This window comes from Pseudomonas arsenicoxydans, assembly GCF_006438915.1.
Lineage (GTDB): Bacteria > Pseudomonadota > Gammaproteobacteria > Pseudomonadales > Pseudomonadaceae > Aquipseudomonas > Aquipseudomonas arsenicoxydans_A.
Genome location: NZ_RCZE01000005.1, coordinates 252,739 through 269,240, shown reverse-complemented (window position 1 = coordinate 269,240; position 16,502 = coordinate 252,739). Strand labels below are relative to the sequence as shown.

The following is a 16,502-nucleotide window of genomic DNA, read 5'->3' as shown; positions in this document are numbered from 1 at the left end:
TCAGAGAAAGGCGCGGGGGCCTGGAAATGGGCGACATGATAGCGGTAAAGGAGGCTCGCCTGTCAGGCCGGTGCGCGCACTTCCAGCAACTGGCCCAAGCGGCTGCGCGTGCGCGCCAGATCGATGGCATCGCCGCCGAGGCTTTCGCGCAATGATTGCTGGCCGAGCAGCGTCAGGTGTTTGTCCTGATCGTATAGAACGTCGATCAAGTTCATAAACCGCTGCTGTGCGGCGATCGAACAGTCGGCGAGGTTCGGCAGTTCGTCGATGATCCAGTGATCGAAGCGCCGGCACAATTCCAGGTAATCCATGACGGCCGTGGGGTGTTCGCACAGATCGTCAAAGGTGAAGCCGATGGCCCGCTCTTCGCAATGCCGCGCTTGAAGGTGCCGGGTGCCGACCGCCAGTTGCAACGGCGGGGTGACGCGTTCAGGCAGGTTCAACGCCTGACGCTGCGCCACGCTGCCCGGCCAGACATACCGGCCTTGGGTAAACACCTGCTGCGCATGGGTTCTGACCTGACTGCGGTAGTCATGCGGGCCTCCGACTTCCATCACTTGCATGCGGGCGTGGATCAGGTCGATGACCGGCTTGAAACGTGCGTGGTAGAGCGGGTTGGGTAACAAACCTTCCGGCGGATAATTGGACGTCACCAGCAGCAGAATGCCGCGACGAAACAGCGCCTTGAACAGCCGCGTGATGAGCATTGCATCGCCAATGTCATGGACGTGAAACTCGTCGAAACACAACACCCGGCAATCGCACAGCAGTTCATCGAGGGTGAAGGCCAGCGCATCGGGCTGATCGCGATGGGTGAACATGCCCTGATGCAAGCGGGCAAAGAATTCGTGGAAGTGCAGTCGCTGCTTTTGCTCGAGCGCAATCGCCTGGAAAAAGCCGTCGAGCAACCAGCTTTTGCCGCGTCCAACCGCGCCGTGCAAATAAAGACCGGGGAGCGCTTTCGTCGACGCGCCGAGGAGCGCGGTGGCGTGTTGCGCCATGCAGTCGATCACTTGCTGCTGGCTGTGACTGAGGGTGTAGCCCTGGGCGTGGGCTTTCTGGCGGAAGTAATCGTGGACGGCTTTACCGGCTGCCGTGCCGCTGGCAGGCGAGGCAAGCGCCTTGCCGAAAAGGCTGCGCAAGGAAGGCAAGCGTGGTGTCAGTCGCGAACGGCTGGGCGGTCGAGCGGCCATTGTCATGTCACCCCGAAGTCGTCAGGCCGGCTCCCCGAGCAGCGGCGGCGTAGTGTAACCAGATGGGTAATTGCCCATCCAGTCATGTCGACGGACGAAACGGATTGGTTGAGCGCCGTTGGGGCAATTCAACATGAGAGGCTAGATACGGCAGGGCTTTTGTGGCGAGGGAGCTTGCTCCCGCTCGGCTGCGCAGCAGTCGTAAATCCTGTCAGCGCGGTCTACCTGACACACCGCGCTGCCGGGATGGGGCCGCTGCGCAGCCCAGCGGGAGCAAGCTCCCTCGCCACAGGAACCCCCGTCGGTTATCTACCGCTCAATAGTGCGATTCCAGCGGTCGTTCCACGCCGGGCGCAGTTCGTTGACCTGATCCCAATCGATGGCAATCGCTGTTTCCAGGTACTGCTTCATCGCCTCGACCTGGCCGCGCGTCTTGTCGGTGGTCGGGGTGTTCGGGTTGGACGGGATCTGGTCGCCGTCCTCGAGTGCGGCAGCTTGCGCTTCAGGCGTCAGCAAAAACGCGGCGAGTTTTTGCGCCAGTTCTGGCTGGGTGTTGTTGGCGATGGCGCACTCCGCGACGTTGAGCACCACGGCGCCTTCCTTCGGTTGTGCGTACTCGACCGGCATGCCTTTGAGCTTCAGCGCGGTGACTTGAGTCGGGGTCAGCGGGAACAGTGCGGCTTCGTCGGTCTGGAGCATTTCGGAAATTTTCGCCGAGCTCGGAATGTATTCCAGCACGTTGCGCCCGACGGTGTTCGGCCAGGCCTTGAAGCCCGGCTCGACGTCGGTTTCGCTGCCGCCCTGAATGCGGTTGAACATCAGGAAACCGTGCAGGCCGAAGGTCGACGAGGCCATCGACTGGAACACCAGTTTGTCCTTGAAGCGCGGGTCGGCCATGTCCATCCACGACGTCGGCGCGCTCCAGCCTTTCTCCTTGAACAACCGGGTGTTGTACGCCAGCCCGGTAACGCCGAGGCTGACCGCCACGGCCTGATCCTTGATTCGGCCCTTGGCCGGAATCTGCGCCAGGGTCGGGCTGTCCTCAAGCTTGTCGCACAGGCCCATGGCGATGGCGCGGTACATGATGCCGTCGTCGAGGAACATCACGTGCAACTGCGGGTTGCCTTTGCTGGCCTGGACCTTGGCCAGGATGTCGGCGGAGGTGCCCGGCACGATGACCACTTTGACGTTGTTGGCTTTTTCGAAAACCGGCAACACCTTGTCGGCGTACAGCCGCTCCATGGTCCCGCCGTTCATGCCCAGGTAAAGCGTCGGCTCGGCGTGAGCCTGGGTCACCGTGAGCAGGGCGCTCAGGCATGAAAGTCCGAGCAGTGCAGTGCGTTTGAAATGATTCATTGGCGCGACCTTCCTCTATCAAGCTACGGAAATGGAGTGAAACCGGGTGATGGAAAACGCATCCAGCGACGTCGACGGGGCGCCGTTGCAGATGATCTCGGTGAGTGCCTGGCCCACCGCCGGCCCGATCTGGAAGCCCGCACCGGCAAAGCCGAACGCGTGCAATAGCCCGGGTTGAGTGCTGCTGTGGCCGATCACCGGTTGGCGGTCGGGCAGATAACCTTCGGTGCCGCTCCAGGTGCGAATCGCCTGGGCGCCTTCAAGAAACGGATAGAGCTCGACGGCCTGACGCAGGATTTCGATCACCGCCTGTTGGCCGGGACGCGCCCGGGCCGCGTCGAGGGCAAAACCCTGGCCACCGCCGAGCACGCAATTGCCGCGAGCGACCTGGCGGGCATAAATACCGCCGCCTTCGACGCCGGTGCTGGCGTTCATCACCAACGGCAACGGTTCGGTGACCAGCATCGCCGGGTGGCCGGCATGCATGGGCACCGCTTCGCCGAACTGTTCAGCGAGGCGGCCGGCCCAGGCGCCGGCGCAGTTCAGCAGCCACGGCGCGTGCAGTTCCAGACCGCTTTGGCTGCTGACCCGAAAGCGTTGGCCGTCATGCTCAACGGCAGAGACGGCACATTGCTCATGAACCTGTGCGCCGTGGCGCCGCGCGGCTTGGGCAAAGGCGGGGGAGACCAGTCGCGGGTTGGCGTGACCGTCGTCGGGGCAATACGAAGCGCCGACGGCGACATCGCCGACCCAAGGAAAACGTGCGCGTAATTCAGTGCGATCCAGTAGCTGCAAATCGAGGCCGAAACCCTGGCTGCTGGCGGCGTAATCCTGCAATGCGCGCAAGTCGTCGAGGCTGCGTGCGAGCTTCAAATGGCCGCTGCGCTGATATTCACCGTCGATGCCAATCAACTGTGGCAGTTGTCCCCAGATTTCGTGCGCCCGTTGCGACAAGGGCAATTGCGACAGCGGCCGACCCTGACGCCGCACGCCGCCATAGTTGACGCCGCTGGAATGCGAACCGCAAAAATCCCGCTCCAGCAATGCCACGCGACGTCCGGCTTTGCTGAGAAACAGCGCGGCCGAGGCACCGACAATGCCGCCGCCGATGATGATGGCGTCGACTTCAATCACGATTCGACCTCCAGGCCAAACGGCAGCGGCTTGACCGGCGCCTGCGCGCGGAGCCGACCGATTTGCGACACGGCGCGCTGGCTCTCGCCGGCAATGATTTCTGCGGTGGCCGCGCCGCACATGCGCCCTTGGCAGCGGCCCATGCCCGCGCGGCAATGGGCTTTGACCCGGTTGATTTCCCAGTGGCCTTCGCGCACGACCTGCCGGATGTCACCAGCGCGCACTTCTTCGCAGCGGCAGATCATCACCTCGTCCGCGGTGTTGGCTGCCCAGTGTTCAGGGAAGATGAAGGCCTGTTCCAGCCCTTTGCGAAAGGTGTTTATCCGAGTGAGCGATTGCTCCAGCTGGACGCAACGCTGTGGCGCGATCGGGTGGCCGTTGTCTTCGAGCACCGCCAACGCCGCCCGTTCACCGGCCATTTCCGCAGCATCGGCGCCCATGATTCCAGCGCCATCTCCGGCCAGATACACCTCGGCGACACTGCTGCGTCCGGCCCTGTCACGTTGCGGCAGCCAGGCGCGGTTGAGCGGGTTCCAGGCAAATTCGCAGCCGAGCAAATCGGCGAGTTGGGTTTCACTGCGCAAGCCATGGGCGAATGCGACGGCGTCGCACGCCAGTTGATGTTCGCCCTTTGCATCGGACCAGTTCAGCGACCGCACGCGCTGTTCGCCATCGATGCGTTGCAAGGTGGCGCCCTGATGCACCGGGATGCCGTGAGCGCTCAGCCAGCTGCGGTAATAAATACCCTTGGCCAGCGTCGCCGGTTGCGAGAGCAAGCCGGGCAGGGCGCGGACCTGAGCACTGAACGGCGAACTGTCGAGCACCGCGACCACCTTCGCACCGGCCTTGGCGTATTGATACGCGACCAGGTACAGCAACGGACCGCTGCCGGCGAACACCACGCGTTCGCCAATGGCGCAGCCCTGGAATTTCAGAGCGATCTGCGCGGCGCCGAGGCTGTAGACGCCGGGCAATGTCCAGCCTTGCACGGGCAGGATGCGATCGGTGGCGCCCGTGGCGACAATCACGCGGGAGAACTCGATGCGTGCGGCGCGACCTTCATGCAGCGTGTCGAGCGCATCCGCTTCGGCGTTCCACACCAAGGTGTCGGGCCGATAGTCGAGTTGTTCGCGCAACGTATCGAGGGTCTGATGCAGCGCCTTGGCCTTGCGCGCTTCGAAGCCATACAACTTGACCGCCGAGCGTTTGAAGTTGGCCGGCTGACGCCGATAAATCTGCCCGCCACCGCGTGCGGCTTCATCCAGCAACACCGGGCGAACGCCCTGCGCAACCAGCGTCTGCGCCGCCCGAATCCCGGCAGGGCCGGCACCGATGATGACTACCGGCTTCATACCCGCCACCCATCAAACGATCGCCACAAATCCCCTGTGGGAGCGGGCTTGCTCGCGAAGGCGGCGGTACTTTCAACGTAGGTAGTGACTGATACTCCGCATTCGCGAGCAAGCCCGCTCCCACATTTGATTTGTGTCGATTGCATGTGTCGTGATCGACGCTGAATCCCTGTGGGAGGACAGTTGAAAAGTGTGTTCATAGCGAGCGCCCCGGTTCGCGGGTGATGTGGTGGTCGGTCTCAAGCAGCGTCGAGCACGCGCGCACGCGTCGGCCGTCGCCCAGGCGGACCCAGCAGTCCTGGCACGCGCCCATCAGGCAGAACCCGGCGCGGGGTTCGGCGCTGAAGTCGCTGCCGCGCAGGTGCTCGCTGCAGGTCAGCACCGCGGTCAGCACGGTGTCGCCGAGCAGGGCGCTGGCCGGTTGGCCGTCGAGGGTAAAGTTCACGGCCGGGCGGTCGCCTTCGGCCAGTCGTTTCAGCAAAGCCATGGCGCCCTCATTGTTTTCCCACCAGCACCCGATCCAGGCCGTAGACCCGATCAAGCAGAATCATGGTCAGCGCGGTCAGCGCGATCACCAAGGCCGACACCGCCGCCATCATCGGATCGATGGATTCAGTGGCGTACACGTACATGCGCACCGGCAGGGTTTGCGTGGCCGGCGAGGTGACGAAAATCGACAGTGTGACTTCGTCAAAACTGTTGATGAACGCCAGCAACCATCCCCCCGCGACCCCCGGCAGAATCATCGGCAAGGTGATTTCCCGGAACAGCGTGAAGCGCCCGGCACCGAGGGATTGCGCGGCATATTCGGCGCTGCGATCCAGGCCGATGGCCGAGGCCAACACCAGTCGCAGCACATACGGCGTGATCACCAGCACATGGGCGAAAATCAACCAGGCGAAACTGCCGTTGACCCCCATCAGCGCAAACAGACGCAGCAGGGCAACGCCCAGCACCAGGTGCGGAATGATGATTGGCGATAGAAACAGACCGTTGAAAAAGTCCCGTCCGGGAAACTCGAAACGGGTGATCGCCAACGCCGCTGGCACCGCAATCAAGGTCGCCAGGCTGGCGGCGCAGAACGCCAGGATCAAACTGTTGTAGAACGCATCGACAAAGTCGGCGCGCTCGAACACCGCACGGAACCAGCGCAGGGAAAACTCGGTGGTCGGCAGGCTCAGGGTGTTTTCCGGGGTGAACGCGACGAGGCAAACCACCACCAGCGGGGCGAGCATGAACACCACCACCAGGGCATGAAACAGCAGGGCGAAAGGACCGTTCTTGGACATGACAAGTTATCCCAATGACTTCTTGTAGCGGCCTTCGATCATCCGGTTCCACGACAGCATGATCAGCAGATTGAGCAACAGCAGCGCCACGGCAATTGCCGCGCCCATCGGCCAGTTCAGCTCCGACAGGTACTGGTCGTAGATCAGCGTGGCGACCATTTTCAGGCGACGCCCGCCCAGCAGGCCGGGGATCGCAAATGAGCTGGCGGCCAGACCGAACACGATCAAGGTGCCGGACAGAACGCCGGGCATGATCTGCGGCAGAATCACCTGGCGCATCACCGTGAAGTGACTGGCGCCGAGGGACATCGCGGCTTGTTCGGCGGCCGGGTCGAGTTTCTGCAGCGAGGTCCAGACCGGAATGATCATGAACGGCAGCATCACGTGAACCAGTGCAATCACCACCGCGAACGGCGTGTACAACAGCTTCATCGGCGAACCGCCGAAGGCTTGCAGGGTTTGATTGACCAGGCCGTCGGCGCCGAGCAACAGGCTCCAGCCGAACGCCCGCACCACCACCGAAATCAGTAGCGGCGTGAGGATCAAAATCAGAAAAATCGAACGCCACGGTGCGCCCATGCGGCTGAGGATGTAGGCCTCGGGCACGCCGATCACCACGCACAGCAGGGTGGTCAGGGCGCTGATCCACATCGTGCGCAGAAAGATTTCGTAGAAGTACGGGTCGCCCAGCAGGTTGCTGTAATGACTGAGCGTGTAGGCGTCGCCCTTGATCCCCGAGCTGTAGTCGAAGACGTTGAACGACAACACCAGCGTCAGCAGCAGCGGGATGGCCAGCAAGCTGATGTACAACGCCAGGGCCGGTGCCGACAACAAGTAACCCTGACGTCTCTGGCGAACGGCGGCCAACGTATTCATGCCGACACCTCGTCGACCGTCAGCACCCGCAGCAGTTTTGCGTCCCAGTCGAGACCCACCGCCGTGCCTTCGTTCAATGGTGTCGAACCGTCGTTGCGGCGCACCACGCTGATGTCGCCCAGGGCCGTGGAGACGCCGTACAACCATTGGCTGCCGAGGAAGAAGCGGCTGGCGATCTTGCCTTGCAGACGCCCTTGGTTTTGTTCGTGCAAATCGATTTTTTCCGGGCGCAGACTCAGGGTCAGGTCGCCGCCACTGCGCACCTGCACCACGCCGGCGCTGTCACGCTCGCCGGGCAGCAGGTTGGCTTTGCCGACGAAGCCGGAAATGAACTCGGTGCGCGGGTGTTCGTACAGGGTGTAGGGCGCGTCGATTTGCGTGATGCGCCCGGCCTGCATCACCACCACGCGGTCGCTGATGGACAGCGCTTCGGATTGGTCGTGGGTGACCATCAGCGTGGTGATCCCGACTTCGCGCTGGATGCGGCGGATTTCGAACTGCATCTCTTCGCGCAGGTTGGCGTCGAGGTTGGACAGCGGCTCGTCGAGCAGCAGCACCGGCGGCTCGATCACCAAGGCCCGGGCCAGTGCCACACGCTGGCGCTGACCACCGGACAGTTCGCGGGGATAACGCTCGGCATGTTGATCCAGTCGCACCAGTTTCAGCACCCGGGCCACGCGTTGCTGCAACCCGGCGGCCGGCACTTTGCGCATCCGCAGGCCGAAGGCGACGTTGTCCTTGACGGTCATGTGCGGGAACAGCGCGTAACTCTGGAACACCACGCCCAGGCCACGGCTGGCGGGTTTGGTGTGGGTGATGTCGCGGCCGTCGAGCAGGATGCGCCCGCTGGTGACTTCGACGAAGCCGGCGATCATTTGCAGGGTGGTGGTTTTGCCGCACCCGGACGGACCGAGCAGGGACACGAACTCGCCTTTTTCCACCGAGAGGTGGGTGGCGACGACGGCGTCGATCTCGCCGTAACGTTTGCCGAGTCCTTCAAGTTGCACAAAAGCCATGACTGCGCTCCACCTGAGATTGTTATGCGTCACCCGAAGGCGCGCTTTTTTGTATGGGCAGATACGAAAAGGTCTTGCTGGGTGCGTTGGCGCTCGACTGGAGTCGGCTGCCGCTGTTGTTCGAATCGCCCCTGTGGACGCAGATTAGGACGAAGACTAGGATGGGCTCAATGGCCTATTTCACTGAAGCGATGACTATTTTCAATTTCATTCAGTGAGTAAATTTATTGTCGGGAAACTACATGTCAGATTCCACTGAGCGGAATGAAAACAAAAATGAAGTCGGTGTCGGTGCGGTCTCCCGATTGTTTGCAGTACTGCGCAGCCTCGGTGACACCGTCGAAGGCGGGGAGCGCGTGACGCAACTGGCGCAACGCATCGGCTTGTCGCAACCGACCACGCACCGTTTATTGCGCAGCTTGATGGACGAAGGCATGGTCGAGCAGGATGTGCGCAGCAAACGCTATCGCCTGAGCCTGGATTTTTTTGCCTTGGCCGCGCGCGCGGGCAATACCGGAAACCTGCGCGAACTGGTGCGTCCGTCGCTGCTGCGGCTCTCGGCTTCGCTGGGAGATTCGTTATTTTTACTGGCACGCAGCGGTTTTGACGCGATCTGTCTGGACCGCAGCGAAGGGCCTTTTCCGATCCGCACGTTCACCGGCGATATTGGCGGACGCGTGGCGCTGGGCGTGGGGCAGGGCAGCCTGGCGATTCTGGCGTTCCTGCCGGAAGAGGAGCGCGATACGGTGATCCACTACAACTTGCCGCGACTCAAGGATTTCCATCTGTACGACGAAGTGTTCCTGCGCTCGGAAGTCGAGACCGTGCGCGCGCTGGGGTATGCGGGGCGTAACACCGGTGTGCTGCAAGGCATGGCCGGGGTGGCGGTGCCGATTCTGGATCGAGAGGGGCGGGCGGTGGCGGCGTTGAGTGTGGCGACGGTCAGTGACCGGCTGGGTCCGGATCGATTACCGACGGTGGTGGAGATGCTCAAGCGCGAAGCGGCGATGATCGGGCCGCGGATTAACCCATTCGATCCGCTGCTGCGCCGGCCTTCGCAGGTGTTTGGGCAAGGCTGAACACATTCTCCCGATCATCGCTGAACCCCTGTGGGAGCGGGCTGCTCGCGAAGGCGGTGTGTCAGACACATCTATACCGACTGACACACCGCCTTCGCGAGCAAGCCCGCTCCCACATTTGATCAGCGGTGTGTTCAGAACTGCTCCGTCTGCCTGAGCATCTTCGCCGCCGGCGTATCGCTGGGGCTGACCATTGCGTAGTTGTAGCCGCTGCCCGACCAGTACTCGGCCTGCAACTCGCCATCGCTGCGACTGCCCCGTGGCAGGAAGACGTTTTTCGGTCCCGGTGGCCGCACGTAGAAGCTGATCTTGTGCCCGCCCTGATCCTCGTAAACCACCATCGCCGCCGGCCCTTGTTCGGTGCTGAGCAAACGGCCACTGACCGGTTTGAAGCCTGAACCTGACAGGTCTGGCAGGCGATTGGCGCGGGTAAAATAGCGGTCGAGCCAACCCTGCATGTCGCCATCGTCGCTGACTTTGTAGTCCGCCGGCAGGATGCCTTGCTGGGCGATCAGCCGGTAAGCCTGCAGGGCATCGGTCATCGGCAACGGGGGGCTGGGCAGGGTCATTTGGCGCGCTTGCCAGCCGCTCAACCCACCGACGCTGACGGCGATCAACAGCACCGCTGCGCTGGCCAGATGGCGGCGCGACTGGCGTTTGAGGCGCTGGCGAATCAGCGCCGGGTCGAGGTCCGGGTTGGCGGTGTCGTGCAGGGCGCCGCTCAGGGCCGCGCGCAGTTGTTGGGCGTCGTGCTGCCAGGCGCGCACTTGCGCCGCCATTTGCGGGTTGCTGGCCAGATACGTCTCCACCAGACGTCGGTCGGCGTCGGTGAGTTGGTGATCGACGTAGGCGTGCAGGTCACGCTCGCTCGGGGGCATGCTGATCATTTGAGTATCCGCAAAGAAGGGCTGGTGATTTCGCCGTCGCTGAGCTGGCGCAAGGCTTGGCGGGCGCGAGACAGGCGGGACATCACGGTGCCGGTGGGGACGTCGAGAATCTCGGCGACCTCTTTATAACTCAAACCTTCCACCGACACCCAGAGCAGTAAGGCGCGCTGTTCGGTGGTGAGCCGGTCGAAGGCTTGCAGCGTCGATTGGGCAATCACCGTGCGTTCGACCGATGGCTGTGCGTCGTCACGCCCGGTAAAGAATTCGAGCATCCGCGCATAGCGCCGGGAACGGCGGTGGGCATCCAGAAACTGCCGGTACAGTATCGAAAACAGCCAGGCGCGCAGGTCGCCTTCAGGACGTTTGTCCGCCCAACTCGACAGCGCTCGCTCCAGGCTCGACTGCACCAGATCGTCGGCGCTGCTGGGATTGCGCGTCAGTGACACGGCGAAACGCCGGAGCCTGGGAATGATTTCTCTGAGTTGTTCGTCGATATCGTTCATGGGAAAGGGCGGGTTCTGAGTCAGTGAAGGGCGGCAGTCACAAGGAAGACGCCGTCTAACGCAGGTTATTCCCTCTAGCGTAAAAGAAAATCCCACGGCCTGTATTTCGTAGGAACGTTCCTCTTTGGTTGTAATCCATGTAATGGCGTCAAACGTCGTGGCTCAACCCCCGTAACAAGCGCAAGCGGCATTGCGTCCAGCCAGTGAATCGGCTCGGCGCAACCGTCCGGTCTTGAGCTTAAACATTGAGCCCGATGAGATTTTTGACATGCAAGAGCACTCAATCACCCTCAAACCTGCATTGACCTATTCGCCGATGCCTGCGACTGCTGTTGATCAGGACCTTTGGCAGACAATGGGGCGTGGGCCGACGGTCAAGCCCGCGTTCTCCTTGATTCATCAAGCAATCGAAGCGCACGCCGTGACCCACCCGCAAGGTGTTGCGGCTCTTTGGCAAGGTGAGTCCATCACTTACAACGAATTGAACAGACAGGCCAATCGACTGGCTGCCGAGTTGATAAGCCAGGGCGTCCAGCCTGGTGATCACGTTGCCCTGTTCGTGGAACGTTCGATCCCCATGCTGGTGGGCATGTTGGCCGTATTGAAGGCGGGCGCGGCCTACATTCCCCAGCACGTGGGGATCACCCCGGCACCGCAATTGCGCCACATCATGGAGGTTGCCGCCACGCGTCTTGTGCTGACGCTGTCGAACCTCGAGTCGCAGATTCCCCTGACAGCGGCTCAGCGCTGCATTTGCCTTGATGATTTCATGACAGTGCCAACCACCTCATCGGACGAATTGAACGTGGCCGGTACGCCGTCAACGACCCCGGATCAACTGTGCTTCCTGTTGTTCACCTCCGGCACCACCGGGCAGCCCAACGGCGTTCGGGTTACCCACCGCAATGTCTGCAATATTCTGCTGACGGAACCGGGCAACCTCGGCATGGAGCCTGGGCTCAAGGTCGGGCAGATGCTGAACATCGCCTTCGATATGGCCGCGTGGGAGATCCTGGGTTGCCTGGCGCATGGCGCGACGTTGATGATCCGGGGCAAAGACATTGCTCAGACCGCCGAGCAATGCGACGTGCTGATCGCCACGCCGTCGATTCTCGGCACACTCGATCCCGCACGTTGCCAACAGGCCAAGGTCGTGGCCGTTGCCGGCGAGCCGTGCCCCCAGCCACTGGCCGATCGCTGGTCGTCGTTTTGCACGTTTTACAATGCCTGCGGCCCGACCGAGACCACCATCGTCAACACCATGCAGCGTTATCGGACCGGAAGGCCCCTGACCATCGGCAAACCCACGCCCAATAACACGGTGTACGTGCTCGATGAAGACGGTCGACAGTGTGCCATTGGGGTGCGAGGGGAGATGTGGGCGGGCGGGGATTGCGTCACAGCGGGTTACCTGGGGAATGCTGCGCTCACCGCCGAACGTTATCGGCCCGACCCATTTCTTGGTCAGGACCGGATGATGTTTCGGACTCGCGACTTGGGGCGCTGGACGGAGGAGGGCGAACTCGAACACTTGGGGCGCATCGACGATCAGGTCAAGGTGCGGGGTTTTCGGGTCGAACTCGACAGTGTGTCGGCGGTGCTGGAGTCATGCGGATCCTGCGAGCGAGCGGTGACGCTGAAACTCGACAGTCGTCATCTGGTGGCCTTCGTCAGCCCTGCGTCCACCGACATCGAGGCGGCGCGACGTCGCTGCGAGGCGCGCCTCGCCTACTATTGCGTCCCTTCGTTGATCATCGCTCTGGACCACATTCCCCTGACTTCACGGGGCAAAGTCGACAAGTGGCTGCTGCTGGCCCAGGCGCAACAGGCCAGCCTTGATGCCTATGCTGTACCGAAGGTGAGCGCATGAGCACCGCCAGCGGTTTACCCGCCAAGCGTGCGCTGTGGCGACGCCTTGGAACGCTGCCGGTGTTTTCTCATTACAACCGTCTTCTGGCACTGGTCCTGGCACTTAATGGAGCCGCGCTGGCGCACGGGTTGAACGCCGGGCAATGGTGGACGTCCTCCGGTGTGGCCCTGCAAACGCTGGCGGGGCTGGTCTTGGCGAATCTGTCGATGGCGATTTTGATCCGCCAGCAATACGTCATCAATCTGCTGTTCTGGCTGGCCACCCGGGCCCCCACCCATTGGCCGCTGATGATTCGTCGCTCATTGGCCAGGGTCTATCACTTGGGTGGCCTGCACAGTGGCGGAGCCTTGGCCGCCATTGGTTGGTTCGTGGCATTGCTGGGCTCAATGGGATGGCATTGGATTGACGGCAGAGGCGGCGTTTCGACAGCGCTGCTTTGGGTCAATGCAGGGCTGCTGGGGGTGTTGCTGCTGGTGGCGACCATGGCGCATCCCTGGATTCGTTCCCGTTTCCACAATGGGTTCGAGCGAACTCACCGCTTCGGTGGCTGGGCCGCACTCGTCATGTTTTGGGGCTCGACCCTTCTGTTTGCCCGTGATCAAAACCCGCAAGTGCCGCTGCAAGAGGTGCTGGCCACCTCGGTGCCCTTCTGGATGCTGATGGTGCTGACGTTCAGCATTGCGTTGCCTTGGTTGCGATTGCGCAAAGTGCCGGTGCAATTACTCAGGACTTCATCCCACGCCGTCGTTGCCCGGTTCGGGCATGTCACGCCGTTTGCCGGTTCGTCCAACGCCATCAGTCTCAATCCGCTGTTGGAGTGGCATTCGTTTGCCAACATTCCCACGCCGGGGCAGGCCGGTTTTCGACTGATCATTTCCCGGGCCGGGGACTGGACCGGCGAATTCATCGAGCAAATGCCGACTCACGTCTGGGTCAAAGGCATTACCACCGCAGGCGTGGCGCACATTGAAACCCTGTTCAAGTCGGTGGTGTATGTCGCAACCGGTAGCGGTATCGGCCCGGTGCTGCCTCATCTGCTGGCCAAACAGGTGCCGATCCATCTGATCTGGTCGACCCGCAACCCACGAAAAACCTACGGTGACGAGCTAGTGGAGGAGATTCTCAAGGCCGAGCCCGATGCCTTGATCTGGGACACCGATGTGCTCGGCAAACCCGATCTGGTGCAACTGGCCTATGACGCGGTTCAAGCGACCGGTGCAGAGGCGGTGATCTGCATTTCCAACCAGACACTGACTCGGCGTGTGGTCGAGGAAATGGAAAGTCGCGGCATTCCAGCCTACGGCGCGATCTGGGATTCCTGAGCTGAGCGTGAGCGCTGGCCATTCAACCCTTCAACGATTATTCAAAGAGGTCACCATGCACACATTGATCGAACGTCATGATCGAGTCGTATTGATTCGTCTCAACCGCCCGCAAGCCCGGAACGCCCTGAGCAATGAGGTCATGCGCGAATTGCTGGACACCCTGCAACGGTTGGATCGGGATCCAGGGGTGGGGTGTTTCGTCCTGACCGGTACCGATGAGTTTTTCGCGGCCGGTGCCGATATCAAGGAAATGAGCCAAAAGTCCCATCTGGACATGGTCCATGAGGATTATTTTGCCGGGTGGGAAGCCTTTGCCTCGTTACGTACCCCCACGCTGGCTGCTGTCGCCGGTTATGCGTTTGGTGGCGGCTGCGAATTGGCGATGATGTGCGACTTGATCTTTGCTGCCGATACGGCGCAATTTGCTCAACCGGAAATCAAACTGGGCGTGATGCCCGGCATGGGCGCCACCCAGCGTCTCACGCACTTGATCGGAAAATCGAAAGCCATGGACATGATCCTGACCGGTCGCTCGATGTCTGCCCAGGAAGCCGAACGGGCAGGGCTGGTGTCGAGAGTGATTGCCGCCGCCGACCTGCTGGAAGACTCCCTGGCGGCGGCGCAGACCATCGCCGGTTTCGCCAAAACCGCCACCATGGCCGCGCGCGAAGCGGTTGATCGCGCGCTGGAGCACGGATTACGCGAAGGTCTGCTGTACGAGAGAAGGGCATTCCACGGTTTGTTTGCAACCCCCGGGCAAAAAGAAGGCATGCAAGCTTTTCTCGATAAACGTGAGGCGTGTTTTAACCCCGTGTGAGGGGGTTTGATTATTCGTCGCTCGCGGCGCTTTGAAAGAAACTACAGTTGAGGGGGAATAATCCTACGTGACGTTCGTCTCATAGCTCCTTCCCCCTGTGGCCGATGGCCCTGGAGTCTTTCATGGTTGATCGCTCAACACCGCCAACCGGGCCCACCCGGCCACCGCTGAGTGGCGCAAGCCTGACGTTACGCCTGGCCGGCATTGCCGTGGTGGTCGCCGCGCTGGCTGGGGCCTTTGCCTACGTCAACGGCACCTTTGACCCACAACGACTAACGCCGAAAAAACTGATCAACGTGCTGGAAACCAACAACGGCGTACACCCGGGTTTCCGGCGCAATCACGCCAAAGGCGTGTGTGTGATCGGGCATTTCGAAAGCAGCAGCGAAGCGCGCAATTATTCCACTGCCCAAGTGTTCAGCGAAGCCCAGACCCCGGTGGTCGGGCGGTTCGCGTTGCCTGCCGGCAATCCATACGCGCCTGACAGCGCCGTACCGATTCGCAGCCTGGCGTTGCGTTTCACCCAGGCCAACGGCCAGCAGTGGCGCACCGGGATGAACAGCATGCCGGTGTTCCCGGTGGGCACGCCTGAAGCGTTCTATCAGTTGCAGCAAGCCCAGTCGCCGCTTCCGGCCACGGGGAAACCTGATCCGGCGGCGGTGCCGGCATTCTTTGGTTCACATCCGGAATCGGCGCCGTTTCTGGCCTGGATCAAAACCGCCAAGCCTTCGGCCAGTTATGCGACGGAGACGTACAACAGCGTCAACGCGTTCTACCTGGTGAATGCGGCCGGTCAACGCCAGGCGGTGCGTTGGAACATGGTGCCGGTGGCACAGGATGCGGCGGGCGCCACAGCGCCTGAAGGCAGTGATTTTCTTGAGAAAGACCTGGTTCAGCGCTTGTCGGCCGGACCGTTGCGTTGGCAATTGATGATCACGCTGGCGAACCCGGGGGATCCGGTCAACGACGCCAGCAAAGCCTGGCCCGACGGTCGCAAAGTGCTGAATGCCGGCACCTTGGTGCTTGATCGCACACAGCCACAACTCAATGGCGAATGCCGCGACATCAACTACGATCCGCTCGTGCTGCCCAGCGGTATCGAAGGTTCCGACGACCCGTTGCTCGCGGCGCGTTCAGCCGGTTACGCCAGTTCCTATTTGCGCCGCACCAGTGAAGTCAGTCAGTTGCCCGCCGCTAAACAGGAGGCTCAACAATGAGCGCCCAACCTAACCATTTCGCGCCATTGGCGCGGCTGCTGCATTGGCTGATGGCGCTGATGATCATTGCGATGCTGTTTATCGGCGCGGGTATGGTCGCCTCGGTGTCCGAGCGTCATGAGTGGTTGATCCATCTGCACAAGCCGTTGGGCATTGCGATTCTGCTGCTGGTGATCGTGCGTTTGTTCGTGCGCTTTTCCACGCAACAACCGCCGTTGCCGGCAGATTTGCCGAGCTGGCAGGCGCTGGCGGCCAAAGCCTCGCACGTCTTGCTGTATGCCTTGATGTTCGTCTTGCCGTTGCTCGGTTGGGCGATGATTTCGGCGGCGGGTGATCCGGTGATGCTCAGCAACTCGTTCCAGTTGCCGTCGATCCTGCCGGCCAACGCCCAGGTGTTTGCGTATTTGCGCAAGGCCCATGGGTATCTGGCGTATCTGCTGTTTTTGACCGTGCTGCTGCATTTGGCGGCGGCGTTGTTTCACGGTTGGGTGCGGCGCGATGATGTGCTGGACAGCATGTTGCGGGGCAAGGATCGCGGCTGATCCGTTGTAGCGGCTGGCGCAGACTGCGCCAGCGGCTACATGAGCG

At 61.8% G+C, this 16,502-nt stretch carries 16 protein-coding genes; 6 read left to right on the top strand and 10 right to left on the bottom strand.

Features of this window, described 5'->3' with window-relative positions; all coding sequences use genetic code 11:
* Positions 1 to 62: 62 nt before the first annotated feature.
* From zapE to EAH78_RS12660, 8 genes are all read right to left on the bottom strand, one after another.
* Positions 63 to 1,193 carry a cell division protein ZapE gene (gene zapE / locus EAH78_RS12695; protein WP_140667831.1) on the bottom strand — a complete coding sequence of 377 codons (1,131 nt, stop codon included), beginning with the start codon at positions 1,191 to 1,193 and terminating at the stop codon, positions 63 to 65.
* Positions 1,194 to 1,502: 309 nt separating this feature from the next.
* Positions 1,503 to 2,549, bottom strand: coding sequence for an ABC transporter substrate-binding protein (locus EAH78_RS12690; protein ID WP_140667830.1), 1,047 nt, complete (start codon positions 2,547 to 2,549; stop codon positions 1,503 to 1,505).
* 18 nt (positions 2,550 to 2,567) lie between these two features.
* Positions 2,568 to 3,683 carry an NAD(P)/FAD-dependent oxidoreductase gene (locus EAH78_RS12685; protein WP_140667829.1) on the bottom strand — a complete coding sequence of 372 codons (1,116 nt, stop codon included), beginning with the start codon at positions 3,681 to 3,683 and terminating at the stop codon, positions 2,568 to 2,570.
* Complete coding sequence (locus EAH78_RS12680) at positions 3,680 to 5,035, bottom strand: NAD(P)/FAD-dependent oxidoreductase (protein WP_140667828.1); 1,356 nt, start codon at positions 5,033 to 5,035, stop codon at positions 3,680 to 3,682. Before EAH78_RS12680 ends, EAH78_RS12685 begins: the two co-directional genes overlap by 4 nt.
* Positions 5,036 to 5,231: 196 nt before the next feature.
* The gene (locus tag EAH78_RS12675) at positions 5,232 to 5,522 is read right to left on the bottom strand and encodes a (2Fe-2S)-binding protein (RefSeq protein ID WP_027925044.1); all 291 of its coding nucleotides are present in this window, start codon (positions 5,520 to 5,522) and stop codon (positions 5,232 to 5,234) included.
* A 7-nt stretch (positions 5,523 to 5,529) separates the two neighbouring features.
* The gene (locus EAH78_RS12670; protein ID WP_140667827.1) at positions 5,530 to 6,324 is read right to left on the bottom strand and encodes an ABC transporter permease; all 795 of its coding nucleotides are present in this window, start codon (positions 6,322 to 6,324) and stop codon (positions 5,530 to 5,532) included.
* Between the two features lie 6 nt (positions 6,325 to 6,330).
* Complete coding sequence (locus EAH78_RS12665; protein ID WP_140667826.1) at positions 6,331 to 7,200, bottom strand: ABC transporter permease; 870 nt, start codon at positions 7,198 to 7,200, stop codon at positions 6,331 to 6,333.
* A complete protein-coding gene (locus EAH78_RS12660; RefSeq protein ID WP_140667825.1) occupies positions 7,197 to 8,216 on the bottom strand; it encodes an ABC transporter ATP-binding protein in 1,020 nt (339 codons plus the stop codon). Before EAH78_RS12660 ends, EAH78_RS12665 begins: the two co-directional genes overlap by 4 nt.
* A 242-nt stretch (positions 8,217 to 8,458) precedes the next feature.
* Here EAH78_RS12660 and EAH78_RS12655 point away from each other — a divergent pair, with 242 nt between their 5' ends.
* Positions 8,459 to 9,295, top strand: a complete 837-nt coding sequence (locus tag EAH78_RS12655) for an IclR family transcriptional regulator (RefSeq protein WP_140667824.1) — start codon at positions 8,459 to 8,461, stop codon at positions 9,293 to 9,295.
* Between the two features lie 134 nt (positions 9,296 to 9,429).
* Here EAH78_RS12655 and EAH78_RS12650 read toward each other — a convergent pair whose 3' ends face one another.
* Positions 9,430 to 10,182 (bottom strand): anti-sigma factor family protein, encoded by a 753-nt coding sequence (locus EAH78_RS12650; protein ID WP_140667823.1) that lies wholly within the window; start codon positions 10,180 to 10,182, stop codon positions 9,430 to 9,432.
* Complete coding sequence (locus EAH78_RS12645) at positions 10,179 to 10,685, bottom strand: RNA polymerase sigma factor (RefSeq protein ID WP_140667822.1); 507 nt, start codon at positions 10,683 to 10,685, stop codon at positions 10,179 to 10,181. Before EAH78_RS12645 ends, EAH78_RS12650 begins: the two co-directional genes overlap by 4 nt.
* 316 nt (positions 10,686 to 11,001) lie before the next feature.
* Between EAH78_RS12645 and EAH78_RS12640 the strand changes: the two genes are divergently transcribed.
* From EAH78_RS12640 to EAH78_RS12620, 5 genes are all read left to right on the top strand, one after another.
* Positions 11,002 to 12,555: an amino acid adenylation domain-containing protein gene (locus EAH78_RS12640; protein ID WP_240051880.1), complete on the top strand. Its 1,554-nt coding sequence runs from the start codon at positions 11,002 to 11,004 to the stop codon at positions 12,553 to 12,555.
* Positions 12,552 to 13,877 carry a hypothetical protein gene (locus tag EAH78_RS12635; protein ID WP_140667820.1) on the top strand — a complete coding sequence of 442 codons (1,326 nt, stop codon included), beginning with the start codon at positions 12,552 to 12,554 and terminating at the stop codon, positions 13,875 to 13,877. The genes EAH78_RS12640 and EAH78_RS12635 overlap by 4 nt, the downstream gene beginning before the upstream one ends.
* 55 nt (positions 13,878 to 13,932) lie before the next feature.
* Positions 13,933 to 14,697, top strand: a complete 765-nt coding sequence (locus tag EAH78_RS12630) for an enoyl-CoA hydratase-related protein (RefSeq protein WP_140667819.1) — start codon at positions 13,933 to 13,935, stop codon at positions 14,695 to 14,697.
* Between the two features lie 122 nt (positions 14,698 to 14,819).
* Positions 14,820 to 15,914, top strand: a complete 1,095-nt coding sequence (locus EAH78_RS12625) for a catalase family peroxidase (RefSeq protein WP_140667818.1) — start codon at positions 14,820 to 14,822, stop codon at positions 15,912 to 15,914.
* Positions 15,911 to 16,456: a cytochrome b gene (locus tag EAH78_RS12620; RefSeq protein WP_140667817.1), complete on the top strand. Its 546-nt coding sequence runs from the start codon at positions 15,911 to 15,913 to the stop codon at positions 16,454 to 16,456. Before EAH78_RS12625 ends, EAH78_RS12620 begins: the two co-directional genes overlap by 4 nt.
* Positions 16,457 to 16,502 lie beyond the last annotated feature (46 nt).